The 13,175-nt window shown below is 49.0% G+C and carries 15 protein-coding genes, 1 tRNA gene and 1 riboswitch; of the genes, 4 read left to right on the top strand and 12 right to left on the bottom strand.

Annotated elements, in window-relative coordinates; all coding sequences use genetic code 11:
• Positions 1-130: 130 nt before the first annotated feature.
• Entirely contained in the window at positions 131-937 is an 807-nt protein-coding gene (gene racE, locus PGL02S_RS04205) for a glutamate racemase (RefSeq protein ID WP_006211738.1), read from the bottom strand.
• Positions 938-1,136: 199 nt separating this feature from the next.
• On the opposite strand from racE, the gene PGL02S_RS04200 reads away from it, so the two are divergent.
• Positions 1,137-2,264 (top strand): nitric oxide synthase oxygenase, encoded by a 1,128-nt coding sequence (locus PGL02S_RS04200; RefSeq protein ID WP_051449252.1) that lies wholly within the window; start codon positions 1,137-1,139, stop codon positions 2,262-2,264.
• Between the two features lie 124 nt (positions 2,265-2,388).
• Here PGL02S_RS04200 and PGL02S_RS04195 read toward each other — a convergent pair whose 3' ends face one another.
• From PGL02S_RS04195 to PGL02S_RS04175, 6 genes are all read right to left on the bottom strand, one after another.
• On the bottom strand, positions 2,389-2,754 hold the full coding sequence (locus PGL02S_RS04195; protein ID WP_006211740.1) for a YtxH domain-containing protein: 366 nt from the start codon (positions 2,752-2,754) through the stop codon (positions 2,389-2,391).
• A gap of 15 nt (positions 2,755-2,769) precedes the next feature.
• Complete coding sequence (locus tag PGL02S_RS04190) at positions 2,770-3,222, bottom strand: DUF948 domain-containing protein (RefSeq protein ID WP_036641537.1); 453 nt, start codon at positions 3,220-3,222, stop codon at positions 2,770-2,772.
• A gap of 277 nt (positions 3,223-3,499) precedes the next feature.
• Positions 3,500-3,922, bottom strand: a complete 423-nt coding sequence (locus PGL02S_RS04185) for a DUF86 domain-containing protein (RefSeq protein ID WP_036641536.1) — start codon at positions 3,920-3,922, stop codon at positions 3,500-3,502.
• Positions 3,923-3,967: 45 nt separating this feature from the next.
• On the bottom strand, positions 3,968-4,255 hold the full coding sequence (locus PGL02S_RS04180) for a Dabb family protein (RefSeq protein ID WP_006211743.1): 288 nt from the start codon (positions 4,253-4,255) through the stop codon (positions 3,968-3,970).
• 46 nt (positions 4,256-4,301) lie between these two features.
• Positions 4,302-4,457, bottom strand: a complete 156-nt coding sequence (locus PGL02S_RS28050) for a hypothetical protein (RefSeq protein WP_155984616.1) — start codon at positions 4,455-4,457, stop codon at positions 4,302-4,304.
• Positions 4,458-4,462: 5 nt separating this feature from the next.
• On the bottom strand, positions 4,463-5,899 hold the full coding sequence (locus PGL02S_RS04175) for an NAD(P)/FAD-dependent oxidoreductase (protein WP_036641534.1): 1,437 nt from the start codon (positions 5,897-5,899) through the stop codon (positions 4,463-4,465).
• A gap of 74 nt (positions 5,900-5,973) precedes the next feature.
• A riboswitch (purine riboswitch) is annotated at positions 5,974-6,073 on the bottom strand.
• A gap of 285 nt (positions 6,074-6,358) precedes the next feature.
• Between PGL02S_RS04175 and PGL02S_RS04170 the strand changes: the two genes are divergently transcribed.
• Together PGL02S_RS04170 and PGL02S_RS28670 are read left to right on the top strand one after the other, a co-directional pair.
• Positions 6,359-6,961: a helix-turn-helix domain-containing protein gene (locus PGL02S_RS04170; protein ID WP_036641533.1), complete on the top strand. Its 603-nt coding sequence runs from the start codon at positions 6,359-6,361 to the stop codon at positions 6,959-6,961.
• A gap of 32 nt (positions 6,962-6,993) precedes the next feature.
• Positions 6,994-7,323 carry a hypothetical protein gene (locus PGL02S_RS28670; RefSeq protein WP_231888225.1) on the top strand — a complete coding sequence of 110 codons (330 nt, stop codon included), beginning with the start codon at positions 6,994-6,996 and terminating at the stop codon, positions 7,321-7,323.
• 144 nt (positions 7,324-7,467) lie between these two features.
• Here PGL02S_RS28670 and PGL02S_RS04160 read toward each other — a convergent pair whose 3' ends face one another.
• Together PGL02S_RS04160 and PGL02S_RS04155 are read right to left on the bottom strand one after the other, a co-directional pair.
• Positions 7,468-8,166: a WD40/YVTN/BNR-like repeat-containing protein gene (locus PGL02S_RS04160; protein ID WP_051449251.1), complete on the bottom strand. Its 699-nt coding sequence runs from the start codon at positions 8,164-8,166 to the stop codon at positions 7,468-7,470.
• A gap of 202 nt (positions 8,167-8,368) precedes the next feature.
• Positions 8,369-8,452: transfer RNA gene (locus PGL02S_RS04155), tRNA-Leu, on the bottom strand.
• Positions 8,453-8,705: 253 nt separating this feature from the next.
• On the opposite strand from PGL02S_RS04155, the gene PGL02S_RS04150 reads away from it, so the two are divergent.
• Positions 8,706-8,942, top strand: a complete 237-nt coding sequence (locus PGL02S_RS04150) for a hypothetical protein (RefSeq protein WP_006211749.1) — start codon at positions 8,706-8,708, stop codon at positions 8,940-8,942.
• A 22-nt stretch (positions 8,943-8,964) separates the two neighbouring features.
• On the opposite strand, the gene PGL02S_RS04145 is transcribed toward PGL02S_RS04150, so the two are convergent.
• Genes PGL02S_RS04145 through PGL02S_RS04135 form a run of 3 tightly spaced genes read right to left on the bottom strand, consistent with a single transcriptional unit; the run spans position 8,965 to position 13,046 of the window.
• A complete protein-coding gene (locus PGL02S_RS04145; protein WP_051449250.1) occupies positions 8,965-10,113 on the bottom strand; it encodes a GerAB/ArcD/ProY family transporter in 1,149 nt (382 codons plus the stop codon).
• 17 nt (positions 10,114-10,130) lie between these two features.
• Complete coding sequence (locus tag PGL02S_RS04140) at positions 10,131-11,345, bottom strand: Ger(x)C family spore germination protein (RefSeq protein WP_006211752.1); 1,215 nt, start codon at positions 11,343-11,345, stop codon at positions 10,131-10,133.
• 15 nt (positions 11,346-11,360) lie between these two features.
• Positions 11,361-13,046 carry a spore germination protein gene (locus PGL02S_RS04135; protein WP_036641599.1) on the bottom strand — a complete coding sequence of 562 codons (1,686 nt, stop codon included), beginning with the start codon at positions 13,044-13,046 and terminating at the stop codon, positions 11,361-11,363.
• Positions 13,047-13,175 lie beyond the last annotated feature (129 nt).

The following is a 13,175-nucleotide window of genomic DNA, read 5'->3' as shown; positions in this document are numbered from 1 at the left end:
AGCAGCTGGTTGTCCAACATGTATGCTGTGAAATTGAATAAGCAGACCGCTAAGGTGATATCCCTTGTCCGGCCTGCTTATGTTGATGACCTTCATCGTTCCTGATAAGCCCAAGGAAATGAACCATAGATTATAGCTTCGTAATTTGCCAAACAACCGGCGTCCGCTTGATATGATCCCCGAGCCATTCCGTAGCGATGCTCTGGAAAATCACCGGATCTCCTGTACAGAAGAATTGATGCACCGGGCTTTCCTCACTGCTTGCGAGTTGGCCTTTATCGTACAGAATGGTACTGACTTCACGTGCTGTCTCATCGGCGGAGCTGATCAGCTTGACAGCCGGACCCATGACGGTCTGAATGGTATTCCTGAGAAACGGATAATGTGTGCAGCCCAGGATAAGGCAATCTATGGACGTGTCCTTGATGCCTCTCAGGGATTCTTGCACAACCTGCAAGGATTCCTTAGAGCGAAATAATCCATGTTCGACGAGCGGCACCAGCTTAGGGCAGGCTTGGCTCTGCACCTCGACATAAGGTGACAGCTGTTTCAGAGCCGCTGTATACGCTCCACTGCCAATGGTACCCGTTGTGCCGATCACGCCGACATTACCGGTCTTGGTTGCACTGATTGCGGCTCTGGCACCGGGGTGAATAACACCGATTACCGGAACAGACACTTTAGACGAAATATAATCGAGCGCCGCCGCCGTTGCTGTATTACAGGCGATAACAATCATTTTGGGATCATATTGAATTAAATAATCTACAATTTGCTCCGTAAATAATCGGACTTCTTCCGGCGTACGGGGTCCGTAGGGTGCGCGGGCTGTATCTCCGAAATAAATAATCTTCTCTCTCGGGAGCTGTCTCATCACTTCTTTAGCGACAGTCAGCCCGCCCACACCCGAGTCTAGTATTGCGATTGCTTGCTGCACGAACCCACCGCTTCCTTCTTATCAAATTCATGGTTTACAGTGATACCATATGTCATTTCGGATCGAAATGTACCTTAAATCTTACCCCAATTTACCTTTGTCTTCAATGAGGACGCCGCTGTAGAGCCCTCCTCTTACTTTGTTCATGCAATTGTAGGACTCTTGTGCTATTCGTCAAACGTGGGTAGTTTATACTATAATGAGTGCGCATAGTAAAGGAGAATATCACGTGAATGACAACATACATCCATCCGAACTTATGAAGTCGGCGGAACAATTTATCGGGCTCTGTTATGCAGAACTAAACCGGACTCAGGAAGAAGCGGAATCCCGGCTCATGGACATCCGCTCACAGATCGAGCTCACAGGTACATATGAGCATACGTCAGAGGAGCTGACGCACGGAGCTAAAATGGCCTGGCGAAACAGCAACCGCTGCATCGGCAGATTATTCTGGGATCGGCTCAAAGTAACCGATGCCAGACACTTGAGCAAGACTTCTGACATCTTTTCGGAGCTTATCCGGCATATCGAGAATGCCACCAATGGCGGAAAGATCGTACCGACCATTACGATTTTCCGACCATCCCGTCCAGGTGAACCCCCGCTCACGATCAAAAACCATCAATTAATACGATATGCGGGCTACGAAACGCCTGACGGTACAGTAGGTGACCCGGCTTCCATATCCTTCACGAAGGAATGCATGGAGCTTGGGTGGCAAGGTGATTTGACCCATCATGATGTCCTGCCGCTCGTTGTTCAGCAAGGCAACGAACCGCCGGAATGGCTGTCGATTCCACACTCCTCTGTACTGGAGGTTTCCTTGGAGCATCCGGAACTGCCGGACCTTATCGACCAGGGGTTAAAATGGTACGGGGTGCCCATCATATCGGATATGCTGCTGGAGATCGGCGGAATTATGTATACGGCCGCCCCGTTTAATGGCTGGTATATGGGAACCGAGATTGGAGCACGCAACTTGGCAGATAAGGAACGTTACAACAAACTTCCGCTTATTGCCGAGCTTATGGGGCAGGATACGTCCAGCGAATCCACCTTGTGGCGGGATCGCGCACTGGTTGAACTGAATTATGCCGTGCTCTATTCCTTCAAAAAAGCAGGCGTCAGCATCGTAGATCACCATACGGCGGCAACCCAGTTCGGCTTGTTTGAACGACGGGAAGAGCAGGCGAAGCGTGAGCTTACCGGGGATTGGAGCTGGTTGATCCCTCCAGTCTCACCAGCGACAACGCATATTTTTCATAAATCCTATAATAACGAAATCCGTTCGCCGTATTTTCATTACAGGAACAAGGGGCATTAATATCATCTCTCATCTCCAATTCACAGCAAAGCCGGGGTCTCAAATGAGACACCGGCTTTCATGTATTTTGGCATATTGCTTATCCTCATGAATGATGCGCTAGATACCGAATGCTAAACTCTTATTAATCGTTGACCTTCACATCCGAAGTGTAGGACGCAAACGGCTCTTCTTCAAAATCCTCGTCATCAAATGAAGAGACCTGCGCAACTTCTTCTTCAGCCAGCCAGCTCTCTTGCCGGTTACGCCATGACTGAATGTCGGAGATTACGTTCTCTGCCCGATCGGTCATGATCCCAATCAGATTAACACCTTGCTCTCCTACCTTCTCCGCTACCTCCTGAACCTTGCTGCCGATACCCCGGGCGCCGTCAGCAATATCCCCTCGAAGCTCTTTGCCGGATTTCGGAGCCAGAAGAAGCGCTGTAACGGAACCTGCAACACTGCCGATCAATACTCCCCAGAGGAGTCCTTTGCCCTTCTCTTTCATATCCCATCTCTCCTTCTATTTGGCCTGCCCTTCGCCGGACTTGGAGGTGTACCTGCTCCATGAATGCCAGAGTGTCATCCCGGCATCAACCCATCGGAACATCTCCCCGATTTGACGTTCATTATCGAGGCGTGCACGTTCCAAATGCTCAATGGCGGTGATGGAGGCTTTTTTCCCTACGGCGTGAACGGTATCTGCCGTCTTGGCTACCGCCGATGCAGCATCAGTCATGGAAGCGGCAAAAGCCTCGCCAGCTGCCAGCTGACGCTGAATCATCTCTAAAGAGACAGACGTTTGCCGGAGCACCTGCGAGGCCTCCTGTGCTAATTGAGTACTGTCTTCCTCAAGCCTGCTCAGCATGGCCTCGGTCCGGTTCAGCAGTTTCTTCATCGACAGCATCACGATGATCGCTGCTACCGCAATCAGAACGATGCCGACGCCAGCCACCAGCGCACTCCACTCTGTCATAGGGAACTCCTCCTTTCGTCCGACCGGGCGAATGCCTAGTCGCTTGATGCATTATAAGCAGGATGGGCTTGTATTGACACAACATCACAAGTTTTTTTATTTCCGGCAAGGAACAAAACCGGAATCCGCAGGGCTTCAGACAACGTGTGTTTATGGATGGATCCCCACATAGAAACAGACCGCTCAAGGGATTCTTGGCGGTCTGCTGCAAATAGTTATAGAGTCGAGCCTATATTAACTAACATGGGAACTGCTTCTAAAGAGATACAGCAAGCAGTTAATACATTTCATTTTTCAGATAATGGCGTACGTTCTCAGCAAACTGCTCCAGCACATCAGGCAGAGCGGCAGTTAAAGGATGAAGTGTATGCCTGTCCCATTCATAGTAGTCCTGAACGAGCGGTTTACGCAGTCTGACCAGCTCCAGCAGCACGGTATGAACCTCATGAGGGAACACCTTTTCCTCATGGTTGATGTCCATAATATCCTCATAGCTGCTGGCATCCCGCATAATAAACCCATCAATCAGATAACTTCCGACATCCGTAACGACCTCAATCGCCAGATGAAGCCCGCGCTCCTGTACCAAGCCAAGCACCAGGCCCCCATCCCATGATTGCGCCGCAGTCCGCAATCCTTCAGCTATTTCAGGGATCGCTTTCAGCCGCCGTTCAATTTGCTCTTGATTCACATAATACACGGCAAATCTCCTCCAGCCTGTTGTTGTATGTCTATTGTAAACCGCCTACACTTCAAAATCGACGCTAAGCGTATGATCTTTCACCGTATTAATGTAACGGATGACTTCCTGATGAACAGGATGAACGGCATAAGCCTGCAGATCTTCAAGGTTATCCACTTCAACTATTAAAGCCAAATCATAAGAGCGCTCGGAGCGAATAACATCAGCCCCCGCTTCTATGGATCTGAGCATCGGGATCTTCCCATCCATGTCGCGCAGCACCTGAACCGTTTTCTCAATATTCTCAGCCGTCGGCTCCTTCAATTTAAAAAACACAATATGTTTAATCATCGCCCGTTCCTCCATCTCTCGCGTTTATGTAATTCTCCCGTATCTATCATAACCCGTTCGTCCAAAAAAAGAAATCGCTCTCACCTACATGCAGGCCGGTAAACCGTCCCGATACGGAGCCCGAGAAAACAAAACAGGAGCATCGTCCGGCTGCTGCCGGAACGCGCTCCTGATAGAACTTCCTGTTATTGATAATTGTCATTGATATCATGAACTTAGACGGCTCAGCATGTTCTGGGCAATCCATATGCCCGCCGCCCCGGCTTGAGCAAGTCCCCTCGTAATTCCGGCTCCATCGCCACCACAGAATAGACCCTTGATCTCCGTCTCGAAGGACTCCGTCAGCTTCGGCCGAGCGGAGTAGAACTTCGCCTCTACCCCGTAGAACAGTGTGTGCTCGGATGCAATGCCCGGCGTGACTTTATCCAGCGCTTCAACCATCTCAATCAGGCTCTTCATCGTGTTGTAGGGCAGAACCAAGCCCAGATCTCCGGGGACTGCTTCCTTAAGAGTCGGCTCCAGAAAACCTTCGCGGATTCTCCCTTCGGTTGATCTTCGGCCGCGCAGCACGTCTCCGTATTTCTGTACAATAACACCGCCGCTGGATAAATCGTTAGCCCGCTTGCAGATTTCCCGCGCGTATTCGTTAGGCTTGTCAAACGGCTCCGTGAACTTATGGGACACCAGCAGCGCAAAGTTCGTATTGGCCGAGCCTAATGCCGGATCCTTATAGGAATGGCCGTTGGCTGCCATCACACCGCTGTGGTTCTCAACGACAACATGACCCGAAGGATTGCTGCAGAACGTTCTCACGCGGGTTCCAACCGAGGTATTAAAGATGAATTTGCCTTCATACAAGTGCTCATTAATTTCTCTCATGACTACGTCGGAGGTTTCAACACGCACGCCCACATCCACTTGGTTGTTATGCATTTTCAATCTGCGTTTTTTTAATATGCTGGTCAACCAGGCAGAGCCGTCTCGTCCCGGGGCAACCATAACCAAATTCGCCTCATGAACCTCTCCGCCCTTCATTGCAATGCCGGTAACGCGGTACGTTCCGTCTTCTTTGACGGTAACCAGATCCTCGACCTCTGCCCGGAAGGCCATATCGACCCTGGTCTTCAAATATTCGTAGATCGATTTCAGAATCTCCAAATTTTGTTCGGTTCCAAGATGTCTTACCTGAGCGCGAAGCAGCTTAAGTCCGGCCGCATATCCTCGCTGCTCAATATCCCGAATCGCATTCGTGGTTGGATCCGTAATCGCCGGTGTCGCTCCATGCTCCAGATTAATGGCATCCACATATTGAATAAGCTCCATTACCTTGGAGCCAGGCAAATAATCAGTCATCCAGCCGCCAAACTCTGTCGTTATGTTGAATTTGCCGTCACTGTATGCCCCAGCTCCGCCAAAACCAGCCGTAATCGAGCAAGCCGGCAGACATCCGGCAAATTCTTTGCGCCCTATGGCTGGCGGACAGAGCTTGATTTTCTCCTCCAGAATCGGGCAGCTTCTCCGGTAAATATCATGCCCCTTGTCCACCAGCAGCACCTTGCTGCCCGGTGATTTCAATGTCAGTTCATAACACGCGAATATTCCCGCCGGTCCGGCGCCAACCACGATAACATCATATTTGCTCATCATATCCCCCTGTGTGTTTGACTGTACTCTTGCACACCGACTCCAGGCACAAAAAAATCCTGCTTCGAATAGGTATGCTTGCGCATCCTGCTCGTAGTCAGGAATTTAAGGTCCCTTGTAGAAACCCCTGAACCTTATTATCAGGGATATACGAATAAGCATCATTCAACTTCAACAACCACAGTTAATATAAACTCTAATTACGAATATGTCAAACACAATCATGTTTATCGTTCGTGTTTTAAGCATAAACAAATAATAAATACTGATATAAAATAATATAATGGCTAAAAGACGAACAATAACATCTGTAAACAAATTGTTAAACCAGGACTTTCAGACTATTACACTGCCCTTACAAATCACGTAACAACGAAATGGAAACAAATGTTTAACGATTGGCTATTGAAAAGTGAGTGTCGAATATTGTAGTATTGTGTTAAAAAAATCGGAGGAATTATGCCTACACAACTGCAGCAAGAAAAACACTCCATAGAGGCGTGGTCCCTGATCAATCGTAAATATTTGGGGAAAGGTGTGCGAGTCAAGCGCTTTCGCCGGCCGACCCGCTGCCAAATTCGTAACCGCGTCCTGCTAGCCATACTTATGGCCAACGACATCAAGCTGTCACAATTGGCCGAAGAACTGGGAGTATCCTCCCGTAGTGTCAGTGCCTGGGTGTATGAGGGACGCGTTCCCGGAAAAAACAACCTGGAGAAAGCCTGCAGCTACTTGGGTTATCCCCGTCATATCCTCTTCAGAGAAGAACTGCTGGAGAAATCACCATTGATCTGTCAGCCTGCACCTTCCCGCTTCATGAAACGCACCCTGACACGTTCTCCGGTTAGCAATCGGATTCTGACAGGCCTGTGCATGGTTCATGATTTGTCGGTAAGCGATGTCAGCCGCTGGATCGGCGTCCATCCCGGCACGTTCCGCAAATGGCTGCATCAAGGCACCGTACCATCCGCGGCATTTCAGGAAAAAGCGGAACAGTTCTTCCGTATCCCTAAATCTGTTCTGTTCGCAGATTGCGCATTGAAGCAAGATTCTCCTAAATGAAGTTATCATGATTTTTAATAACCATACTTAAGATGACGAACCAAACGCCCAGCAGGCCGGATTTGATCCGGCTTGGCTGGGCTTATTTTTTGTTATGGCATATTTGGAAGAGATCAGGGAATACAAGTAACATCGAGAATCGCGGCATCCAGAATGGAGGTGACTCACGCATGAAGTTGCGCCATAAGGAAATTGGCGGGGCATTGGGATTATTGGCCGGAACTACGATGGGCAGCGGCATCGGATTTCTGATAGGCTGGCACTCTTACGATCTGATAGTTCTGGTTGCCTTCTTCGGTTTATTCGGAATTACAGCCGGGCGGTGGGCTGGCTCCCGCATTGTATTCAAAGAGTTTCCGTAAACGTAAAAATCAATTGCCAAGCTCCACATTCTACAACCCCCTGCCCAAGATGCAGTGCAGCAAAAAAGCAGACAAGGAAACCATTCGCTTCCCCGTCTGCTTTTTCTCATTTTGAGAAAACCCTCACCGGCGGTTTTTCACAATTCAAAGCGATTTATCATCCATCGGCTCCCCTGCATAGCCCGTTGAATACTCATGAAAATAATCCTCGCCTAAGGTTGTATCCGGTATATCCATTTCGCTCCAGGTCTTTCCTCCATCCTCTGTTATGGCCTGACCACTGAATCCACTTTCTGGTGATATGAAATGGAGAAAATCCCCATTCGGCGTGCTTCCAATCCGGTCCCATGTCTGCCCGCCATTGGTTGTGCGGTAGAGATCGTTATTCTCCATAACGGTCCAAGCCTGCTTGCCGTTCAGTGCAAAGATTTGACGCACGGTTCCCTTCAGCTGAGCTTGAACCTCCCATTCCGTACCACCGTTATCACTATATGCAATCCAGCCTTCTCCGCCTATCCATCCCGTTTTATGATTAACCAGCCTGACTGCCGTCACATCCGCTAAATCCACATCGGGCTGTAAGGCCGAAGCTTGCTGGTCATTCGTATGATTCTGTTCTGCATCGGCACTATGATCTCCGGCGTCATCAGCTTCACCCGCAGCATGATTCGAGTTGGCAGGAGATTCTCCCTCAGGGTTAGCTCTGTTCGGAGCATTCGGGGATTGCTCCGGCACCGGAGCTTGGGCCCCATCCCCTCCATCCGATGGCTGGCAGCCTGCAACCAGGCCCACAACGATAAGCAGCAGTAAAATAAAGCCAAACCCAATTCGAGGTTTTATCATATGATCACACCCCTTGCATTCAAAGTATTAATCGGCTACAACGGTTAACGGGTCCTCTATACTATATATCCAACTCCATCAATTTCACCCAAATGAAGAACACACTCTCATCTTTAGTATAACGCGATTTCTCTCTGAATAGGAACGAAAAAAGCTGCTCTTCAAGTAGAAATTCACTTGAAAAACAGCTTAAGTTCTTGGATGCGGTCGAGAGGACTCGAACCTCCACGGGGGTTAGCCCACACGGACCTGAACCGTGCGCGTCTGCCAATTCCGCCACGACCGCGTATTATGTAAGCCGGTGTTGTGTTGATCACCGTAATTAAGAGTATATTACGCCAGAAGTTAAAAAGCAAGCATTATTTTTTGAGAAAATGTCGAAACCGGATATTCCGCATAATTTCAACATTTCAACCCGACGCCAGATCGTCCATTTACTCATCCTCCACAGGGTATGTTTATTCAAGAAACCCCTCATACTAAAACAACCAAGCTCTGGAACCTGTAGTATATACTTTACGAAGCGCGAGGACATAACGATGTATATGAAGAAATATGGAATCACCTTCCTGATGGGCTCACTCTGTCTTGCCTTCACCGTAATCACCGACATCCTGTTCGGTTTCCCATGGACTAACTTTATCATCAATTGGAAATTCACGCTGTTCTCCATTGTAGAAAAATGGACTGTTATCCTGCTGCTGATCTTATTGTTCGTTCCGGATGTATATCAATTCTTCAAAAAGAAAAAGTCCCGACATGCAAGCCAATCCTAATCCTCTTATAATAGGATGTGGCTCACGAAGCGGGACTTGAATTGGAATTAGGTTCGGATCTGGATTTGGATTTGGATTTCATCCTCCGTACCAGGATGCGGATCATCACCAGAATAACCAAGACAGCAGGAATGACAATCGTGAATACAGGGAGCACGGTATACAGATACTTGCTCCCTTTCATAAGATGTTCGCTATAGGAGCGCGACAGAACCATCGAATTCCCCAGTATGATTACAGCATAGGGATAGATTAGTTTTTTGTACGGAATCTTAAACAGCTCCGATGTGCACATCAGCGCCGCATAATAATACAAACTTATTTTGAAAAACACGCCAATGATTAATACCATCACCACGAGTATTTCTGTTCGCTCGATAAACTCGGAAATATTGGCCTTGCCGACCATGGTAAGCAGCGGAAATACCGAACGCTCGGTAATATTCGTTCCCAGCACTGAAATGGTAATGGCTGAGGTCTGCGCCAGCATGACACCGCAAAATAATATCGCCAAATAACCGGCCTTAATCCCTGTTTTCTTCTGATTCAAGGCAGGCATTAAGACTGTAGCAACAATAAGCTCCGCGAATGGAAAGTGAATGTTTTTCTCCACTACGGATTTCAAGATCGGCCCCGTGCCTTCTCCCATCACAGGCAGCAAACGCTGCAGGTCCACAATCCCGGCAAACAGGATGACCAACAAGCTAAACCCTCCGATAATCAATACGACGGCTAAGAAGATCAGCGCAGTACGGGCGAGCACCTCAATCCCTTTGCCCAGCACGTACGCAACCGTCATCACCATGATAAGATTTACGATAAGCAGGGGAGTCTCCTTCAGCGCTGCCGATGCCATCACCAGAAGTCCTCCGTCAACAACATCTCTGGAAGCCGTATGCAAGTAGAACACACCGTACGACAATCCGACAAATCCCCCTAAATATTTCCCGAGCAATATTCGGTAATATACAGTCGGAAGTTTATCGGGAAACAGGGAGTAGAGAAAAGCGTTCATTGAGAAAAGCAGCAGACCCATGATCATGCCGATCAGCATCGCGATCCATGAATCCTTACCGGCTTGCAATCCAAGATTCACGACAAGCGTGGTTCCAAATTGAAACAGGACCAACAGTGAGAAGAATTGGAGCGGACTAATTCTCACCTTCTCCATACGGCTCCTCCTTTTCGTTACTCGATGTGGATGTCGTGTTTAAAGGAACGATCTCTCATCTGTGAATTTCGCACGACTGAGTTTACTTGGTATTCAACCTGAATTCGCGGATAAATCACATCCCAGCGGTCTTTCAATTCCCGCCAGACCGCCGGTTTGGTCCGTTCGATTACGTGACTGAATCCCAAAATGTCACTATCCAATCTCTTGCTTTTTTCTACTGCTTTTTTCAAAATTCGCACAACCTCTTTGTTGACAGCCTCTTCAAGAATCTTCATCGTATGAGGGTCCCTCAGATCAATACTGCTGTTCACTTCCCGGATCGAGAGGTTCGGCTCAACAAAAATTCGAATGATTGGCTGCAGCGGATCCTGAAGTTCGGCTTCAATTCGGGTCTTGGAGCGCATGACATCGAAAGCGACTTCACCTTGTCCATTTTCAAGTTTGATATGCAATGGCGTTTTTTGCATTTTATCCCTGATCCACACGGTCCCGCGGCTCTCTTCCTTCGTCATCCAGCCCTTGAGTTTTCCGCCTTTGAAAACAGCCAGATTGGAGATGACGGCTAACCCGTCGCTCTTCGCACTCTCCAAATTCGATTTCTTAGCTGCCCCCTCTTTGCTCCCTTCGATAATGACACCATTAATAATCGGTCCACCTCCAGGCGTAAGCATCCCCCGGATAACATCATCCACTTCAACCCGAAAGTTCTCGCTTAACTGTCTGGAGGTCAAATCGATCTTCTGTGCCAATGCGAAGGCTGTAATCTTCCCGATAGGAGTCAATACAGCGACAACCTCCTCGGCCCGCTGCCCCTTCCCGGCAACCAGAATTTCAGCTGTCAACCTGATATCGGAATCCCGATCCAGATAATCAAATAAATCGACGATGCCGTTCCTCGCGACATCATCAGATATGACAATTAAGCCCGTATGCGCCAGCGATATAATTCGCGGTACTTTTCGGGATGTATTGCGCATCGCTTCAATAACGGTTTTACCGGATGCTTGGTAGACTGATGTCGGTGTGGCCCCTCTTCCTGCTTTTCCGGAGATCTCATCGGCAACCACTGTTTGAAAAGAGATCAAGTACTGACTCTTGCTCTCCATCCAATCGATACCGATGCCGGATACGATCGCCCGCCGGTTTAACTCCACCGCATCCCAGCAGCCGGTCATCATGGCAAGGCAGCAGCCAAGCACAAGGAAGGCAAACCATCTGTGTTTCAACATATCTCATGATCGCTCCTAACCTGAGTTACGATTCCCCTCGGCACTGGGAGCGACGGCATGCTGATTGCTGCCCCCGTCCCCTCTCTCGCTGCCGTTGTTCTGTTCTGCAGTGCCCGAACCGGCCCCGATGCCTTGCTGTGTCGATGAACGGTTTCCCTGCTTGCCGGATCCGGAAGCCGAAGCGGTGAGAGTGGCAGACTGAAGCGTTTTAAAGGGCATCCGCAGGACGGCATCCTTCTGGCTCTTGTACCGAAACGGGCTTATGGGCGCCAGGTAAGGTTCACCGAAGGAACGGAGACTGTTCATATGCGCAACAAGCACGATTAATCCCAAGGTGAGCCCATAAAAGCCAAACATGCCTGAGAGCACCATAAATCCAAACCGGATCAATCGGCCTGCAATGGACAAGTTGTACGCCGGTATCGCAAAGCTTGCGATACCGGTCAGGGCGACAACGATGACCATCGCAGGCGTGATCAGTCCAGCCTCTACCACTGCCTGTCCCAGGATCAAAGCACCCACAACCGAAACGGTTTGCCCGATGGCTCTCGGCATCCTCACGCCGGCTTCCCGCAGTATTTCAAAAACAATCTCCATGAGCATTGCTTCAACAAAGGCAGGGAAAGGCACACCTTCCCGCTGAGCCACCAAACTAATCAGCAATAAGGTTGGTACCATCTCATAGTGAAACGTAGTGAGTGCAATGTACACCGACGGGCCCAAGATCAAAATAATGAAGCAAAGATAGCGGACAATCCGCATCACAATGGCAATATCAAATCGCTGTGCATAGTCTTCCGGCGACTGAAAGAAATGAACGAATACCGTTGGGAGCACCAGGACAAATGGCGTTCCGTCAACCAAAACGATAATGCGTCCCTCCAGCAATTTGCCAGCTGCGTCATCGGGACGCTCCGTATTATAGATCGTCGGAAACGGCGTCACCGTTTTGTCCTGAATAAATTCTTCAATGTATGCGGACTCCAGAATCCCTTCAATTTTGATTCCGTGTATCCGTTCTTTGATTTCTTTCACAATCTCAGGATCTGCCTTCCCCTTAACGTACATAATCGCCACATGCGTATGGGTTACCGACCCGATCTTCATCGTCTCCAGCCACAGATCAGGAGATTTCATCCGCCGCCGGATCAAGGATATATTCGTGGCAATGGACTCTACAAAGCTGTCTTTCGGGCCCCGGACAACAAGCTGTGAAGTCGGCTCCGTCACAGACCGCCACTCGCCACCCTGCGTACCAGCTACGATGGCTTTTTCCGACCCTTCGATCAGGATGGCGGTATCGCCAGACAGTATGGCAAGCATAATATCATTCCACTCGGTCATGGCCCTGGATTCACCCATCGCGAGCCCATCCTCCATGATCCGCTTCAGCATGGCTTCAGGGTCTTCTTTATTCAATAGGTCAGGATTTACATGCAGCAGGGATTCCATCACAAAATGGTTGACCATTTGGGGATCGCTAAGCCCGTTCAGATAAACGATGGCGCAATTATCCTTACCGCCCAGTTTCAAACGGCGGATAACGATATCCGGGCTGTCTCCGGATTCAGTTCGTATACGAGCCAGTTGTTCTTCCATATTGCCCGAAATTACGGATGGCCTCGTCTTCGAGGATAGCTCCAGTTCCTCTGAATCCTTCTTTGGAGCTTTACGGCGGTTACGAGATCGGTAGCCTATCATGTTGGTATCCTCATCCTTCAAAACTCAAGTTATCTCCATTATTTGCTTTACATTCCTATTTCATGCGGAGAGCAAAGAGGAATTCAGATACGGAGCGAAGAATTGTCTATGCATGAAGACTATATTCAC

It is taken from the genome of Paenibacillus glucanolyticus NBRC 15330 (assembly GCF_004000885.1).
Taxonomy (GTDB): Bacteria; Bacillota; Bacilli; order Paenibacillales; family Paenibacillaceae; genus Paenibacillus_AQ; species Paenibacillus_AQ glucanolyticus.
This window is presented reverse-complemented; position numbering and strand designations above follow the sequence as displayed.